This window comes from Mycobacterium paragordonae, assembly GCF_003614435.1.
Lineage (GTDB): Bacteria > Actinomycetota > Actinomycetes > Mycobacteriales > Mycobacteriaceae > Mycobacterium > Mycobacterium paragordonae.
The window spans coordinates 1,108,281-1,125,090 of record NZ_CP025546.1 but is presented as its reverse complement, the minus strand read 5'-3'; the positions used below and the strand labels follow the sequence as shown (position 1 = coordinate 1,125,090).

Here is a 16,810-nt window from a genome sequence, read left to right as displayed (position 1 = left end):
CCATCCTTGAGCGACACTTGGTGAGATGACTACCGACGCGCTCCGCATCTCGAACGTCAACATCTTCGACAGCGTCGAGGGCCGGGTCACCGGGCCACACGATGTCACGCTCCGCGGCAACCTCATCGCGTCGATCACAGCCCCGGCCGCCGAATCCCCCGCCGGTGACCATCAACCTGAGCAAGGCCCGAAGATCGACGGCACCGGCAAGACCTTGATGCCGGGCCTGATCGACGCGCACTGGCACGCGATGTTCACCACCATCCCGGCGCTGGTGGCTCAGGTCAGCGAACTCGGCTACGTCTTCGCCCGGGCGGTCGTCAGCGCCGAGGAGACGTTGTTGCGCGGCTTCACCACCGTCCGCGATCTCGGTGGTCCGGTGTTCGGCATCAAGCAGGCGATCGACGACGGCACGATTCCCGGCCCCCGTATCTACCCGGCGGGTGGCTTCATCTCGCAGACCGGCGGGCACGGCGACTTCCGGATGCCGCATGAGGTACCCCGCGGCATCTGCGGCCACCTCAGCTACATAGAGATCATCGGGGCGGCCGTGATCGCCGACGGCGAAGCCGAAGTGCTGCGCGGCGCGCGCGAGATGCTCCGCCGCGGCGCCTCCCAGCTCAAACTCATGGCAGGCGGAGGCGTCGCATCGGCATACGACCCCCTCGATGTCTCCCAGTTCACCGAGGCCGAGATGCGCGCCGCGGTGGAGGCCGCCGAAAACTGGGGCACCTACGTCACCGTGCACGCCTACACGCCCCGGGCGATCCGCACCGCCGTCGCCGCCGGCGTCCGTTGCGTCGAACACGGGCATCTCATCGACGACCAGACGGCCGCGCTCCTGGCCGAGAAGGACGTGTGGTGGTGCCTGCAGCCCTTCCTCGACGACGAAGACGCCGTGACGGTGCCGCCCGCCAATGTGCCCAAGTTCCAGCAGATGGTCACCGGTACCGACACCGCCTACGAGCTGGCAATCAAGCACAACGTCAAGATCGCTTTCGGAACCGACACGTTGTTCGACGCCGCGCTCGCCAGACGGCAGGGCGCCCAACTGGCCAAGCTCACCCGTTGGTTCACCCCCGCCGAAACGCTGCAGCAGGCCACCATTCGCAACGCCGAACTGCTCGCCATGTCCGGGCCGCGCAACCCCTATCCGGGACGACTGGGCGTGGTGGCCGAAGGCGCTCTGGCCGACCTGATCCTCGTCGACGGCGACCCGGTCGCAGACATCTCGCTGATCACCCGGCCGGACGAAGCATTCACGGCGATCATCAAGAACGGCCGCCTTATCAAGGGGACAGTCAGTTAGCCGAACGCACCGCCGAGACGAACTGGGTGCGTGGCGACGTGTCCTCCACCCCGTCGGGGATGCCCCGTCCGTAGCCCGCCATCAGCTGCGGGGACGGTGTCACCGTCGCGTCCCACCCGTGCCGGCGCAGCCATTCGCCAACGTCCTCGCGTTCTTCGAAGTACCACAGCTCGTCGGTGCGCGGCATGTCGCGTTCGGGTTCCACCTTGGCCATCACCGCGCGGATCCGGTCCATCCGCTCACGGCGCTGCGCCCGCACACCTTCGTCCATCCAGTCCGGCCCGGGCGCCTCGACCGCGATCCGGCTACCGGGCGCGGCGAGGCCCTGAATCCGCTCGAACAGCAACTCGTGCGCGGCGGCCGGCAGATACGGCAGCAGCCCTTCGACCGACCAGGCGCTCGGGGCGGACGGATCGAACCCGGCCTGCTGCAATGCCGCCGGCCAGTCGTGACGCAGGTCAACCGCGACGGGAACGCGCCGGCAGGTCGGTTCAGCGCCGTGGTCGGCCAGCGTTGACGCTTTGAACTCCAGCACCTTGGTCTGGTCGAGTTCATAGACCGTCGTCCCGTCCGGCCACGGCAACCGCCACGCCCGCGCGTCCAGGCCGGCCGCCAGAATCACCACCTGGCTCACCCCGGCCCGCGCCGCATCCAGGAAGAAGGTGTCGAAGAAAGCCGTGCGAGAGGCCATGTAGTTGACCATCGACTGCATCTGGTCGGGCAGCTGCGGCTCCGCTTCAAGCAGCTCGTCCGGCAGGTCCGGCGCGGCGAACCAGTTCCAGATCCCGTCGCCCACCACGTCGAGGAAAACCCGCGCGAAAGGATCACTGATCAGTGGGTTTTCGCTCTCGGTCTCCGCCGCGCGAGCCGCCGCCACGCCCAGCGCCGTCGCCCCCACACTCTCGGTGATCTCCCAGGTGTCGTTCTCGGTCCGCACCACGCCCAGTCCTCCTACTCCCCAACACACGACAGTGCCGACACTACGTGAGCGGGATGTGAACCAATTGGCACGTTAAGTTGTCGTAGAACAGACGACAGCGGCAACCCGGAAGACGGATTACAAGGACCTCAAAGGACCCCTGCACATGCGAGTGGACGGCCGCGACATCACCGTGTCCGGCAGCTTGCTGCAACCGCTGACCCGCCGCACCAACGACATCATCCGGCTCGCCCTGGCCGCCGTCGCCCTCGTGGCGGTGGTGACCAGCTCCCTGATCACCCGCCCTCGCTGGGTGGCACTGGAGAAGTCGATCTCCGAGATAGTCGGGGTCCTCACGCCGACTCAGTCCGATCTGGTGTACCTGGTGTACGGCATCGCGATCCTGGCGCTGCCGTTCGTGATCCTGATCGGCTTGATCCTGTCCCGGCAGTGGAAGCTCCTGGGCGCATACGGGGCGGCCGCTCTGATGGCCGTGCTCCCGTTGTCGATCAGCAGCAACCGCATCGCCGCGCCACGGTGGCACTTCGACCTGAACGACAAACTCACCACCGTGCCGGCCCAATTCCTCGACGACCCGCGCTGGATCGCGATGCTCGCGGCGGTGCTCACCGTGTCCGGACCGTGGCTCCCGGCCCGGTGGCGGCACTGGTGGTGGGCGCTGCTCCTGGCTTTCGTGCCCATCCACCTGGTGGTGAGCGCGATCGTGCCGGCCCGCGCGGTGGTGGGACTCTCGGTGGGCTGGTTCGTCGGGGCTTTCGTGGTGCTGGTGGTCGGTACCCCCGCGTTGGAAGTGCCGCTGGACGGCGCGGTCCGCGCGATGGCCAGACGCGGATTCCTGGTATCACGTCTCGTGGTGGTCCGCCCGGGCGGACCGGGGCCGCTGGTGTTGTCGGCCGAGTCGACCGAACCGTCCGCCCGCGCGGCAGTCGAGTTGTACGGCCCGCATCAGCGCAGCGGGGGCGCGCTGCGCCAAGTGTGGTGGAAACTGCGGCTGCGCGGGTCCGAGACCGCACCCCTGCAAACCTCCCTGCGCCGCGCCGTCGAGCATCGCGCGCTGATGGCCATCGCCGTCGCGGACACCGGCGTCGCGAATACCTCCACCATCGCGCTGGCCGCTCTGGACCGCGGCTGGACGATGTATGCGCACCAACCCGTGCAGGGCCTTCCGCTCGACGAATGCGCCGCCGACACACCCGTCGCCAGCGTCTGGGAATCGCTACACGTCCTGTACGACCACCAGATCTCGCACGGCGACCTGCGCTGCAACGAGATCACGGTCGCCGACGGCAAGGTGCTCTTCGGCGGGTTCGGCGCCGCCGAATACGGCGCCACCGACGCGCAACTCCAATCCGACATCGCCCAACTCCTGGTGACGACGTCGGCACTCTACGACGCGGAGTCCGCGGTCACCGCGGCGATCGCGGCCTTCGGCAAGGACAGCATCCTGACGGCCTCCCGCCGGCTCACCAAAGCTGCTGTGCCCAAACGTATCCGGCAATCGGTGGCCAACCCGAAGGCGGTGATGGCCGGCGCGCGGGCGGAGGTGAAGCGCCAGACCGGTGCCGACGAAATCGAAACCGAGACCATCACCCGGTTCAGCCGCAGCCAGTTCATCCAACTGGTGCTGATCGGCGCTCTGGTCTATGTCGCCTACCCCTTCATCAGCACCGTGCCGACGTTCTTCCACGAACTCCGGACGGCGAACTGGTGGTGGGCGCTGCTGGGCCTGGCGGTATCGGCACTGACTTACGTCGGTGCGGCCGGGGCGCTGTGGGCCTGCGCCGACGGTGCGGTGAGCTTCTGGAAGCTGTCAATCATGCAGGTGGCCAACACTTTTGCGGCGACAACGACACCGGCCGGCGTCGGCGGCCTGGCGCTGAGCACCCGGTTCCTGCAGAAGGGTGGCCTGACCGCCTTGCGTGCCACCGCGGCGGTGGCGCTGCAGCAGTCGGTTCAGGTGATCGTGCACCTGGCGTTGCTGATACTGTTCAGCGCCGTAGCCGGGACATCGACCGACCTTTCCCACTTCGTCCCCAACGCCACCGTGCTGTATCTGATCGCCGGTGTGGCGCTGGGCATCATCGGCACCTTCCTGTTGGTGCCGAACCTGAGGCGTTGGCTGGCAACCGAACTGCGCCCCAAGATCGGCGAGGTGACCCGCGACCTCACCGAGCTGGCCCGGGAGCCCAAGCGTCTCGGGCTGATCGTATTGGGCGCTGCCGGAACAACTTTGGGCGCGGCGTTGGCGTTGTGGGCCAGTGTCGAAGCCTTCGGCGGCGGGACCACGTTCGTCACCGTCACGGTCGTGACAATGGTCGGCGGAACACTGGCGTCCGCGGCGCCGACCCCGGGCGGAGTCGGCGCGGTGGAAGCCGCACTGATCGGTGGGCTTGCCGCCTTCGGAGTGCCGGCCGCCATCGGCGTGCCCTCGGTGCTGCTGTACCGGGTGCTGACCTGCTGGCTGCCGGTGTTCGTGGGCTGGCCGGTGATGCGGTGGCTCACCAAGAACGAGATGGTCTGAGGGTCCAAGAATCCTTTGAGAGGCCGTGCAGGCCCGTTTGCGAATCTGGCCCTGACCTGTGGAAATACCACAAGGACCTGATTACCGGACGGCCCACCATGCGTTATGCCACACTGACTCCAGCAGCCGCGATCTGCGCTCCCCGGCGAGAGGGCTGACATGATGCGAGCACCCGTCTTCGACGACGTCGTCGTATCGCAACCGTCTGTCGATCCCGGCTTCGGCTACGTCGCCGTCGCCGGCGGCGCTCTTCCCCTCGAGGAGATCTGGTTGCGGGCCGATATCGCGGGGTTGGCGTGCCTGGTCGAACTCCGTGCCACCTTCTACAACAGCGCCCCCGGCCCGCTCGAAGCCACCTACGTTTTTCCGTTGCCCGAACTGGCGGCCGTGAGCTCGCTGCAGATCCGAACCGGGACAACGGTTATCGACGGCTGGTTGATGGAGCGCGCCGAGGCCCGTGACCGGTATGCGGCCAGTCGGCTGCACCGGGACAAAGCCGTAATCCTCGAGCAGGAACGTGAGGACCTCGTCACCATCCGGGTGGGCACGCTGGCGCCCGGGGAGCGAGTCACTGTCCGACTGTTGCTGAGCATGCGGTTGTCCTACTGCGACGGTGAGTTCTTCTTCCGCTTCCCCTTGGTCGCCGCTCCCCGTTACATTCCCGGCGCTCCATTGGCCGGCGGTCAGGTCGGCGCCGGCACCAGCGCCGACACCCACCTGGTGCCCGATGCGTCCCGGGTATCTCCGCCCATCCAGCCGGGAAGCAGTGCGCGGCTCTCGGTTCTGGTCAGCATCGCGCCCGGCGCTTACCGCGTCGATGAAGTCGGGTGCACGCTGCGAACCCGGATCCTCACTACCGAAGCGGACCGGATGATGCGGATCGAAGTCCTTCCCGGCCAGCCTCTGGACCGCGACCTGGTGCTGCGGATCCGCGCCGCCGCCCATACGCTGCCGTCGTTGTCGTTGCTGACCAGCGCCGACGGCGGCGGGTCCGAGGGCACGTTCGCGCTCACCGTCCTACCCCCCGCTGTCGACCAAATGCCAAGCGGTGCACGCGATGTCGTCGTCGTCGTCGACGCGTCGGCGGTGATGTCCGGCTGGCGCCGCAGCGCCGCCCGCCGCGCTGCGGCCCACCTGGTCAACTGCTTGGGGCCGTCCGACCGATTCAGCGTGCTGGTGTTCGCCGACGCTGTCAGCAATCCGGGATGGGCCGGGCTGGTGCCGGCTACCGAGCGCAATCGATTCCGTGCGATCGAGCATGTCATCGCCGGCAAGGCGCTCGGGAACCCCGACCTGCTGCCCGCGCTGCATACCGCTTCCGGCCTGCTCGACGATCCGGGACGTCCGTCGTTTCTGGTCGTGATCACCGGTGGACAGGTCGGCAACGAGGACCAGATCACCTCGTCGTTCACGCTGAAGAACGGTGTGGTGCGGGTACACACGATCGGGATCGGCGGCGCGGTTAACACCGGTCTGCTGCGCCGGCTCGCCGGCGCCGGCCGCGGTGAAATGTTGATCGCCGAAACCGAAGACTCGCTCGATACCGTGCTGCCGACCTTGCCCCGATTGTTGGGGCCGGCCTTCCTGACCAATCTCAGCCTTGCGGGCGAGGGACTGCAGTTACTCACCAACACCGTTTCGCCGAGCCGCCCGCCCGACGTCTACCCGGGTATCGCGACGGTGATCACCGGACGGTTCCGTGGCTCCGCGGCGGGCAGTGTCGCGGTCTCGGGAACTGGGATCGAAGGGCAGCCCTGGGCGTCGCGGGTGGCTGCGGCGCCGGTCGAGGGGGGCGCGGTCACGCAGGGGTGGGCACGGGCATTCCTCGCCGACCTGCAGCACCGTTACTTGAGGTGCCGGATCGAGGACGCCGCGGGCCTCGAACAACTCATCGTCTCGACGTCTTTGCGGTTCGGTGTGCTGACACGATTCACCGCCTTCGTTGCCGTCAGCAATGCGCCTGCCCGCGCGGCGAATGCTCCGCGGGAGGTGATCCAGTCCGTCGAGCTACCCGCCGACTGGGCCGACGCCGGACCGGACCTGTCGCCTTACGCGATCGAGTACGCCCGCATCGTGGCTTCCACTCGCGACCCGGCGAGCGGCCCGGCGGTGCCCAGGCCGCACGTTGCCTCACGCGCCGCACCCCCCACCGCCCCGGGCACCTCGGCACCGCCACCCATGCCGGCATCCCCACCCCCGATGGCCGCACCGCCGATGGCGGCACCCCCGATGGCGCCACCGCCGATGGCGGCACCCCCGATGGCGGCACCCCCGATGTCGGCACCCCCGCCACCGCCGGCCGCACCACGGTCCGGATCCCGCGCTGGGCGGTACATCGGCGCGGGCGTGGGCGCTGCCGTCATCGCGGCCGGCGTCTCGGTGGTCGGCGTCGTAGCGACCCAGACGACGACGTCGACAGCGCCGGCGCCGAATCATTCCGTCACCGCCACCCCGACCCCGCCGCCGACGACGACGGCAAGCGGTGTCGACCCGGGTAGTGGTGCGCGACTCGACGTCACAATCAGCCCGCAGGGATCAGGCTGCCTGATCGGTGCACACGTGGCGGGCATCCCGGCCGGCCGAACCGTGCGATTGGTGGTCGTCGGCAAGGACGGCACCCCACACCAGATCGCCGAATGGATCACCGACGGCAGCGACACCAACCGAACCGCGGCAACCAGCCTGCGGATCAACGAAATCGGTTCTGTCGCAGTGCAAGATCCATCGGGCCGCAGCTACGTCACCGTCGCCATCAGGTAGGTACGCGCAGTGGACTCCTTGTCAGTACACGATCCCCGCCAGATCGGGCCCTTCACGCTGCTCGGCCGGCTGGGCCGCGGTGGCATGGGCACGGTGTTCCTCGGCAGGCTGCCCAGCGGCAGGCTCGCCGCCATCAAGTTGGTCAATCCAGGACTCGCCGAGGACAGCCAATTCCGGGAACGCTTCGCGCGTGAGGTCGATGCCGCGCGAGCGGTCGGCGGTTTCTTCAACGCCCCGATCATCGATGCTGATCCCCGAGCCGAAACCCCTTGGCTGGCAACCGCCTACGTCGAGGGGCCAACGCTGCACGAGGCGGTGAGACAACACGGCGCGCTCTCCACCGAAGCCGCTACCACCGTGCTGCTCGGCCTGTGCGAAGCGCTGATCGCCATCCATCACGCCCGCCTCGTGCACCGCGACCTCAAGCCGTCCAACATCATCCTTGCGCCGGACGGTCCGCGGGTGATCGACTTCGGCATCGCCCACGCGGTCGACAACCTCCGAATCACCGACTACGGCACCGTAATCGGCACCCCCGAGTACATGTCGCCGGAACAGACACGCGGCGAGGTCAATCTCAGCTGGGCCTCCGACGTGTTCGCTCTGGGCTCGGTCATGGTCTTCGCGTCCGCCGGGCACGCTCCGTTCTACGGCGGACACTATTTCGCCATGCTCGAGAACATCAGGACGGCCAACCCCGATCTGGACGGGGTACCGCACACGCTGGCTCCGATCGTCGCCGCCTGCCTGGACAAGGAACCGGGCCGTCGACCGCGTCCGACGCAGGTGCTCGGGGCCGCCACGCACCATCCCCGACCGTCGTCACCCGGCCACGTCGACCGCGACCGATGGTGGGTGCGCCGACTCTGATTCGACGGTGCACCAACTCTATTCGACCGAATCCGCCCCCGCGACGTCGACCATGACGGTCAGATATCTGCTGCTCCCTGCGACGGTCGTGGTCAGATACACCTGGTAGTAACCCACGGGTACCGACTGCGCCACCGTGATTGCGACGTCCACTTGCGCGGCGCCATCGTCCCCGAAAGGGCCGGAGGCCGGTGCGACCGTGATTCCCGGCGCATACGACGTACCGGTGACCGTGTAATCGCGGGGCCCGTCGATCATCCGTTGCGCGTCCAGCCGTATCGAGCCGGTCGTCCCGGGCGCGATCGTCACGAGCGGACGCTCGACGTTGACCGTCACCGCCGAACCACCCGCGCCGAACGACGGAGGCGCCGAGGATGCGGCGGTGCCCCAGCTGTCGGGCCGCGCCCCGAGCGAGAACGCAATCTCGCCGCCGGTGCGGATAAACGACTCGGGCAGATACGTCCGGTCACTCGGTTCGCCGTTGACGCGCAGACCTCTGATGTACTTCAGGCGGTTGAGACCCGAGGCGCCCGGCGCGGTGATCCGAATGAATTGTCCTGTCGGCAAAGCGATGACCGCGCGATCGAACAGCGGTGTGTTGATGGCGAGCAGCGCAGTACCCGGGGTGACCGGGTACATCCCGAGAGCGGCCCAGACGTACCAGCTGGACATCGCGCCGAGGTCGTCATTGCCCGGGGCGCCATCAGGAGTCGGGCTGAACAGCCCGCGGACCCGGTCGACGGTGCGTTGCGTCTGCCACGGCCGGCCGATGTAGTTGTACAGCCACGGAACCCCGAAGCCCGGCTCATTGCCGGCCCACAGATACGGGTCGTTGGGTCCCTCGTTGAGACGCTTGGTGAATCGGTCTAGGCGCTCCGCTGCCGCCTTGCGCCCCCCGAGCGCGGTGACCAGGCCGCCAACGTTCTGTGGCACCAGCCAGAGGTACTGCTCGGCGTTGCCTTCGTCGTAACCCGGCTGACCGAAGGCCGACCTCGACTCCCGGAACCCCGGGCCGTCGCGGAACAGACCGCTCGGGCTGCGCGGTGAGATATAACCGGTCGTGGGATTGAACAGGTTCTGCCAGTACTGCGCCCGGCTCTGAAACTCAGCGGCAATCCCGTTCTCCCCCAACGCGGCCGCGAACCGGGAGATGGCGAAATCATCGATGGACCACTCCAGCGTGATCGAGGCGCCCGGCCCGAATTCGGTGAGCTGTGGGACATAACCCAGCTGCAGATAGGCACCGATCCCCGGCCGTTCGACGTAGCCGTCGACACCGGCACCGCCCCGGGTCGCTCCGCTGACCATGAAGCGCAGAGCCGACGCGGTGTCAAAGTCTTTGGCCCCGAACGTATATAGGTTCACGATCAGCGGGACCACGCTGTCGCCGGTCATCTGGCTCGTCGCGGCATTCGCCAGCGCCCAACGGGGCAGTGAGCCGCTCTGCTCGGCGTCGGTGACCAGGGATTGGGCCATGTCGCTGGCCTGCTTGGGGAACAACAGCCCTTGCAGCGCGGCCAGGCTGCGGTAGGTGTCCCAGTCGGAGAAGTTGGCATACTGCGTACGCCCCTGTGCCACTGTGTGAATCGCGTTGTCGAAACCGATGAAGCGGCCGTCTGTGTCGTTGAAGGTGTTGGGATGCAGCAACGACCGGTACAGGCAGGTGTAGAACGTCGTGACGTCGCCGGGGCTGCGGCTCGACACGGCGATCCGCGACAGCGCATCGTTCCACGCACTCGCCGCGGCGGCGCGAACACCGTCGAACGTTCCGCGCTCGGCGGCCAGATTCGCGCGGGCGCCGTCGATGCTCACGTAGGAGATGGCGGTTCGCACCTCGAGCACCGCGCCCGCCGGGAACAGCACGTAACCACCGCTGTACGGCGAATTCGCCTGCCGGGCGCCGTCATACACCGAATAGCCGTCCCAGGTCCCGTAGGAGATGAAGGGCTGGTTGAACTCCATCGCGAAATACACCGTGTAGGTGTTCTGCTTGTCGCAGAACGAGCCGCTGGTCGCCCATCCGGTGATCGTGGTGTTGTCTTCGCCGAGCTGAATGGCCGCGCGTGAGTTGCCCGCCAGTGACGCACCCGAGCGCACGTGCAGCAGCGCCGGCTGATTGTCGCGTGGGTAGCTGAACCGGCCCACCCCGGTTCGGGTGGTCGCCGTGAGTTCGGCTTTGACACCGGTATCGGGAAACTGCACCGTGTAGTAGCCCGGGACGCCGGACTCGGTGTTGTCGTGGGCGATTCGGTCCCAGGCCCGCCACGGTCGCGAGTCGACGGGACTAGTGGTCGGCAGCATCGAGATGTCGCCGAAGGCAGGGCAGCCGACCGAGGCGTGGGTCATGCTGAACCCGCTGGCACGCTCGTTGGCGTGGTCATAACCGGCGTAATTGCCGACGGTGTCCGGCGAGTACTGCACCATGCCGAACGGCACGGTGGCGCCCGGGAAATTGTTGATCTCCCCGACGATGTCGCCGCCGGTACCGGTGCCCACGAGGGTGTCGACATGTTCCGCCGGGTTCGTCACCGCCGCGGGTTCGCCGTCGTAGGCAGTGGGAGACAGCAGGAAAAAGGGCACGAAGAGAGCCAGCGCCGCGACAATGGCAACGGTAATCCTCAGCGTCCTTCGGGACCGCATAGATGTCTCTTACTGCACGCCGGCTATTCCAGGGGCCTTTTCGGCAAACGGCGCACCGAACGTATCTGACGCACACTGACGCCGAATTGCGCAATTCGGCTAGTGTCTTCTGCGACGTCACCGACACAGATACCGGTGCCACAACTTCTGGAGATGCAATAGATGAAGGACCTGACGGCAGTAGTCGCAACGGTGGCACTGAGCCTGACGCTGGTTGGCTGCCACTCCGAAACCAAGACCGAAGTCAAGACATCGACTTCGACGAGCACGTCCACCTCGACGTCGACGTCGACCTCCACGACGACGACCAGCGCAACGCCGGGCGCGCAGGCCAATAAGACCATTGCCGACTACATCCGGGAAGCCAACCTCAAAGAGGTGCCGGTACACCACGGCGACCCCGGCTCCCCGACCATCAACCTGCCGGTACCCAACGGATGGCACTCCGTTCCCGAGGGACAGGGCGCGCCTTACGGCGGCATCGTCTTCGACGCGCCGGCCGACCCCAACGATGCACCCACGATCGTGGCGATCGTCTCCAAGCTCGAAGGCAACGCCGACCCGAAGAAGATCATCGAATATGCGCCCGGTGAATTGAAGAACCTGCCCGAATTCGAGGGTGGCAGCCCGAACGGTAAGGAATCCACCCTCGGCGGCTTCCCGGCGTGGCAGTTCGGCGGCTCCTACACCAAGAACGGCAAGAAGCGCACGGTTGCGCAGAAGACCGTGGTGATCACCGGCCCGAACGGTCTGTTCGTGCTCCAGCTCGACGCCGACGCGCTCGACGCCGAAGCCGGCCCGCTGATGGACGCCACCTCCGTCATCGACGACCAGACCACGATCACCCCCTGAGTCAGTCAAGAACGCAGAGCGCCGCGGAGCCGATTCACTCCGCGGCGCTTTGCTGTGCGGGGCCCTGCCGCCGGGTCGCCCCACCGAGCGTGAACAGTGGGCGAGATTCGGGCCCGATCCCCACCCTGTCTTCACGCTCGGCGACGTCAAGGCGTCTCCCGCAGCACCGCGCGATTGTCTACGGTGAAACGCATGACAGAACAGTCGTATGCGGTTGACGTCGGCCACCCACCCTCAGCGTTGCTCAAAGCCGTCAACCCGGCGCTGGGCTTTCTGTTGGGGACCCCGCTCGGCGGGTCGCTGCGCAAGCAGTTCATGGTGCTGAATTTCTCCGGTCGCAAGTCGGGCAAGCAGTTCAAGCTCCCGGTGAGCGCGCACGTCATTGACAGTGACCTCTACGCCCTGGCCAGCGCCGCCTGGAAGTTCAACTTCCGCGGCGGTGGCCCCGCCCAGGTGGTCTACAACGGCAAGACCACCGCGATGCGCGGCGAACTCATCGAGGACCGCACCGTCACCCGTGACCTGTACCTGCAGTCCGCGCAGTCCTATGGCGTCAAGCGTGCGCAGCGGCAGATGGGGCTGAAGTTCCGCGACAACCGGATTCCGACCGCGGAGGAGTTCGCCGAGGCGATTCAACGGCTCAAGTTGGCCGCCATCAAATTCACCCCGGCCGGCTGAGCGTCCCCCTTTGCCCTTGCCACTATTCGCCGGGTGCCGGGCGCTGGCCTACCTGGTGTCGCTGGTCCTGGTCGCGGGCGCCGTCGCCTGTTCCCACGGTCCGACCGGCCGAGTCTCGTATGCGGGCGCGCCGTGCCCGCAACCCAACTTCCCCGGAGTGCCGCAGGCCGATCTGGGCTCGAACTACAGCTGCGGGTACCTCAGCGTGCCGGAGAACCGTGACGACCCCAAGAGCCGGACGATCCGGATTCTCGTCGCACGGGTGAAGGCGGTTAACAACGCACCCAAGCCGGACCCCATCGTGTTCCTGGCCGGCGGCCCCGGCGGCGCCGGGACACTGAACGCACCGGCCGTGGTAGCTGCCGGGATGAACGCCGACCGCGACGTCATCTTCGTCAACCAGCGCGGCACGGTGCACAGCGACCCACACCTGAGCTGTCCGGAGATGGACGACTTCGAAACCCGCGCAGTGCAATTGGCGTTTCAGGCGCCCGCGACCGCGGATCTCGACGCCGCTGCCGTCGCCGCCTGCCGCAACCGGCTGTCGTCCTCGGGTGCCGATTTCGCGGCCTACGACACCCGGGAGAACGCCGCAGATATGGCCGACCTTCGCGAGCAACTGCGCATCAACGAGTGGAACGTCTACGGCGTCTCGTACGGCACCGACCTGGCTCAGCAACTACTGCGCAACCACCCCAAGGGCATCCGGTCAATGGTCCTGGATTCGGTGGTGGCGCCGCACGTGAACATCGTCGATCACTGGTGGGACGCCCCCGCCAGCGGTCTGGCCGCGATCTTCGTGGCGTGTGCCAACCAGCCGGCCTGCGCCGCCGCCTACCCGAACCTGCCGACGGTGTTCGTCGACACCGTGAACACGTTGAGCCGCAACCCAATCGAAGTGACGACGCCGGCCCCGGGGGGTGAGCCCACGCACGTCACCATCGACGGGTTCAAAGTGGTTCCCTTGGTGCTCGATTGGAGCGCCGATCCGGCGAAAGTCGTCGACATCCCGCGGATGATCTATCAACTGTCTCGCGGGGATGGCGCCCTGGCCGCCGCCGGGATCGCCGCGGCCGCCCCATCGAAATCCGAGCGCGGCCTGTTGGGTGCCGGGCTTGCGCTGGGCACGTACTGCCAGGAGATGGCCGCCTGGACCGACCCGGATCAGGCGTTGTCCCAGGCGCGACAGGCGATGCCCGGTTTGCCTGACTCGGTGCTGCGGATCACGCCCACCGGCAGTTGGATATTCCGCGAGTGCCAGGCATGGGGTTTGGGCCGGTCGGACACGGCTGACACACTTCCTGCGTTGAGCAAGGTTCCGACCCTGATCCTGTCGGGTTCATTCGACTCCAGCACCGCGCCGCAATGGGTGAGAGAGGTGACGACGGGGCTGCCCAACTCGGTCGCCTTGCGTTTCCCAGGGGTCGGCCACGGCGTGATTCCGGCATCGGCGTGCGCCCAGCAGATCATGACCACTTTCCTCGACAATCCGCGAACCGATGTCGATCAGTCCTGCATCGGACACGTCGCCATCCCGACATTCAGCCTGCCGTCGGGATGAAGACCGCCAATCTCCCGACGTCGATGACCGGGCGCTACCAGCGCGCGCGCACCTGGACCATCGGCTCCGACCCGGGCCTGTTACGGCTGCGGCTGGCTACCCGCACGACGATTGCGTTGGCCTGCTCCCTGCTGGTGATGTATGTCCTGACCAGTGCCGCCCACCAGCCGCTGACCGTCGCCCTGCTGGGTGCCGTGATCACGATGATCGCGGCCCGATCGGTCAACGAGCCCGACCCACGCCAACAACGGATCACGATGGCGTTGTTGCCTTTGCCGGCGGCGTTGTCCATCGCCGCCGCCGCGCTGCTCACGCCGTACCAATTGGCCAGCGACATCGTGTTCGTCGTCGTCGTCTTCGTCGCGGTCTATGTCCGGCGATTCGGTGCCCGCGGCCGGGCGCTCGGCATGGTCGCGTTCATGGCCTACTTCTTCAACCTCTTCCTGCGAGCCGGCGTGCACGAGCTGCCGTGGATGATCCTCGCCGTGTTGGTGGGCACCTTGTGTACCTTCCTGATGACCACCTACCTGCTGCCCGATCGCCCGGAACGCGTGCTGCAGGCCACCATTCGGTCGTTACGCGCGCGGATGGCGATCGTCGTCGACACCACCGCCGATGTGGTGCGAAACGGACGCCTCGAGGAACGGCGCCACCGGCGCCTGCGCGTGCGCATCGCCCGACTCAACGAGACGGCGCTGATGGTGCAGGACCAGATCGAAGACAAAGCCAACCCCGCGGCACTGTGGCTCGGGCAGGGCGGTGATCAGTTGGCGCCGTGGCTCTATGACGCCGAACTCGCTGTGGAATGGGTGGCGATTGCCGGGATTCGCGCGGCATCGGAGGAGTTGGAGATCCCGCCGGCAACGCGCGGCGATCTCGCCGCCGCGCTCACCGAACTCGCCTGGGCCATCGGCCTTCCCAATTCGGCAGGGCTGACCCGCGCGGCGAATCAGGCGCAGGACATCCTGGACCGGCAGCCCGAGCCGCCCTGCGAGCCCCACCATGCCGCGGTGCGCCGCCTTGCCCTGGCGATCATCTCCGCGGCGACAGCGACATCGGAGGTGCGGGAACAGATCGAGCACGCCGTGACCGACGGCGCGACGACGCGGGACCCTGACGAGGCGGTCGCCGGTGCCGACAGTGCACCGGACTCCGGCTCAGACCCGGACTCCGACCCGGAATCCAACGAAGCCGCGCACGGGCTGCTCCCGACCACCCGGCAAGCCATCCAGGCCTCCGTCGCGGCGTCGCTGGCGATCGTGTTCGGGGACCTGGTGTCGCCGGCCCGCTGGTACTGGGCGGTGATCGCCGCGTTCGTGGTGTTCGCCGGAACCAACACCTGGGGCGACATTCTCACCAAGGGCTGGCAGCGGCTGCTGGGCACCGTTCTGGGCGTGCCGTGCGGCATCCTGGTCGCGACGCTCGTCGCCGGCGACCGCACCGCTTCGCTGGTGATGATCTTCGTCTGTCTCTTCTGTGCCTTCTATTTCATGCAGCTGACGCAGAGCCTGATGGCCTTCTGGATCACCACGATGCTCGCCCTGCTGTACGGGCTGCTCGGACAATTCAGTTTCGACGTGCTGCTGGTGCGGATCGAGGAGACCGCAATCGGTGCCGTGGTGGGTTGCGCGGTCGCAATTCTGGTGCTGCCCACCAACATCGGCACCGTGCTGCGCCAGGATACCCGCGATTTTCTGGCCGAATTGTCCGCTCTGATCGCGACGTCCATCGCGACCATGTTCAACCACGACCTACCGGAAAGCCCGACCGAGCAGGCACGCCAGCTCGATCGCAAGCTGCAACAGGTCCGGGCCACCGCGAAGCCGTTGTTGGCCGGCGTCGCCGGATTCGCCGGACGGCGCAGCATCCAGCGCCGGCTGAGACTGTTCCGCGCCTGCGACCGCTACGCCCGCATCCTGGCCCGGCGCAGCGAGCAGTACCGGAATCCGGACTGCCCCCAGGACCTTGCCGCCGCGGTGACGGCTGCCGCCAACCAGATTCAGCGCAACATCGACTCACTGGTGGCTACCCTCGACGGCGCGCACGCCCCCTCCGTCGTCTCTGCCGCCGATGCCCTGGACGCCGCCGAGGCGCTGGCCCGGCAGCACGACAGCACCTTCACCCCGACGGCGTCCGGGCCCGATACGCAACGGCACCCCTCAGTGCTTCATCCGTTGCGTCAGATAGACCGTGCGATCGTCGCCTCGGCAACCCACCTCGACAGCGAAGCGGGCTTGAAAGTTTCTGTACCACAACGCAACTGATGTCATCAATAGGGCCAGACCTTGCGCAGGATGTCGGCCAGCTCGAAGGTCACCTGCGTCAGCCTGGCCTGGATCTCGGGCCGTTGCTCCGGAGGCAGGTTATCCACTTCGCCCTGAACGATGGTCGCCTGCCGCTGTAGCGCAGTCAGCTGCTGATTTCGCTGCGCCTGGGAGAGGTTGTCCCAGTTCGCATGCAATTCAGACGTCTGCCGCTGCAGCTCCTGCACATCGGACTGCGCGTCGGCGTGCGCGGGGCTTGCCGTCAGCAGCAGGACGGCCGCCAGTCCTGCAATGAGTTTCGCCGCGATTTTCATGGTTCCCAGGGTGCCGCCGTGTGCTTGCCCGATGTTCGCGGATTTCTTGCGAAACTCTTGCGCTCATGCACGGGGCCGCCGATAGCATCGCCATAACCCTC

At 67.2% G+C, this 16,810-nt stretch carries 11 protein-coding genes; 8 read left to right on the top strand and 3 right to left on the bottom strand.

The window, feature by feature from the left end; genetic code table 11:
- Positions 1–25: 25 nt before the first annotated feature.
- The gene (locus C0J29_RS05205) at positions 26–1,309 is read left to right on the top strand and encodes a metal-dependent hydrolase family protein (protein WP_120791705.1); all 1,284 of its coding nucleotides are present in this window, start codon (positions 26–28) and stop codon (positions 1,307–1,309) included.
- Here C0J29_RS05205 and C0J29_RS05200 read toward each other — a convergent pair.
- Positions 1,302–2,249: a class I SAM-dependent methyltransferase gene (locus tag C0J29_RS05200; protein WP_120791704.1), complete on the bottom strand. Its 948-nt coding sequence runs from the start codon at positions 2,247–2,249 to the stop codon at positions 1,302–1,304. The genes C0J29_RS05205 and C0J29_RS05200 overlap by 8 nt on opposite strands.
- Before the next feature lie 145 nt (positions 2,250–2,394).
- On the opposite strand from C0J29_RS05200, the gene C0J29_RS05195 reads away from it, so the two are divergent.
- The 3 genes from C0J29_RS05195 to C0J29_RS05185 all read left to right on the top strand — a co-directional run bounded on the left by C0J29_RS05195 (position 2,395) and on the right by C0J29_RS05185 (position 8,400).
- Entirely contained in the window at positions 2,395–4,770 is a 2,376-nt protein-coding gene (locus C0J29_RS05195; RefSeq protein ID WP_120791703.1) for a lysylphosphatidylglycerol synthase transmembrane domain-containing protein, read from the top strand.
- A gap of 159 nt (positions 4,771–4,929) precedes the next feature.
- On the top strand, positions 4,930–7,530 hold the full coding sequence (locus tag C0J29_RS05190; protein ID WP_120791702.1) for a VIT domain-containing protein: 2,601 nt from the start codon (positions 4,930–4,932) through the stop codon (positions 7,528–7,530).
- 9 nt (positions 7,531–7,539) lie between these two features.
- The gene (locus tag C0J29_RS05185; RefSeq protein ID WP_120791701.1) at positions 7,540–8,400 is read left to right on the top strand and encodes a serine/threonine-protein kinase; all 861 of its coding nucleotides are present in this window, start codon (positions 7,540–7,542) and stop codon (positions 8,398–8,400) included.
- A gap of 18 nt (positions 8,401–8,418) precedes the next feature.
- Here C0J29_RS05185 and C0J29_RS05180 read toward each other — a convergent pair whose 3' ends face one another.
- Positions 8,419–11,040, bottom strand: a complete 2,622-nt coding sequence (locus tag C0J29_RS05180; protein ID WP_120791700.1) for a GH92 family glycosyl hydrolase — start codon at positions 11,038–11,040, stop codon at positions 8,419–8,421.
- Between the two features lie 162 nt (positions 11,041–11,202).
- Here C0J29_RS05180 and lpqN point away from each other — a divergent pair, with 162 nt between their 5' ends.
- The 4 genes from lpqN (at position 11,203) to C0J29_RS05160 (ending at position 16,395) form a co-directional block, all read left to right on the top strand.
- Positions 11,203–11,892 (top strand): envelope biogenesis lipoprotein LpqN, encoded by a 690-nt coding sequence (gene lpqN / locus C0J29_RS05175; RefSeq protein ID WP_120791699.1) that lies wholly within the window; start codon positions 11,203–11,205, stop codon positions 11,890–11,892.
- A 192-nt stretch (positions 11,893–12,084) separates the two neighbouring features.
- On the top strand, positions 12,085–12,570 hold the full coding sequence (locus tag C0J29_RS05170; RefSeq protein WP_120791698.1) for a hypothetical protein: 486 nt from the start codon (positions 12,085–12,087) through the stop codon (positions 12,568–12,570).
- 10 nt (positions 12,571–12,580) lie between these two features.
- Positions 12,581–14,131, top strand: coding sequence for an alpha/beta fold hydrolase (locus tag C0J29_RS05165; protein WP_242460359.1), 1,551 nt, complete (start codon positions 12,581–12,583; stop codon positions 14,129–14,131).
- A gap of 23 nt (positions 14,132–14,154) precedes the next feature.
- Positions 14,155–16,395: an FUSC family protein gene (locus C0J29_RS05160; protein WP_120794561.1), complete on the top strand. Its 2,241-nt coding sequence runs from the start codon at positions 14,155–14,157 to the stop codon at positions 16,393–16,395.
- Between the two features lie 5 nt (positions 16,396–16,400).
- On the opposite strand, the gene C0J29_RS05155 is transcribed toward C0J29_RS05160, so the two are convergent.
- Positions 16,401–16,709, bottom strand: a complete 309-nt coding sequence (locus C0J29_RS05155) for a hypothetical protein (protein WP_120791697.1) — start codon at positions 16,707–16,709, stop codon at positions 16,401–16,403.
- Between the last annotated feature and the right edge of the window lie 101 nt (positions 16,710–16,810).

Coding starts and splice junctions, on each gene's coding strand:
- C0J29_RS05205 (WP_120791705.1), top strand. CDS start 26: ATGACTACCGACGCGCTCCGCATCTCGAACGTCAACATCTTCGACAGC.
- C0J29_RS05195 (WP_120791703.1), top strand. CDS start 2,395: ATGCGAGTGGACGGCCGCGACATCACCGTGTCCGGCAGCTTGCTGCAA.
- C0J29_RS05190 (WP_120791702.1), top strand. CDS start 4,930: ATGATGCGAGCACCCGTCTTCGACGACGTCGTCGTATCGCAACCGTCT.
- C0J29_RS05180 (WP_120791700.1), bottom strand. CDS start 11,040: ATGCGGTCCCGAAGGACGCTGAGGATTACCGTTGCCATTGTCGCGGCG.
- lpqN (WP_120791699.1), top strand. CDS start 11,203: ATGAAGGACCTGACGGCAGTAGTCGCAACGGTGGCACTGAGCCTGACG.
- C0J29_RS05170 (WP_120791698.1), top strand. CDS start 12,085: ATGACAGAACAGTCGTATGCGGTTGACGTCGGCCACCCACCCTCAGCG.
- C0J29_RS05160 (WP_120794561.1), top strand. CDS start 14,155: ATGACCGGGCGCTACCAGCGCGCGCGCACCTGGACCATCGGCTCCGAC.
- C0J29_RS05155 (WP_120791697.1), bottom strand. CDS start 16,709: ATGAAAATCGCGGCGAAACTCATTGCAGGACTGGCGGCCGTCCTGCTG.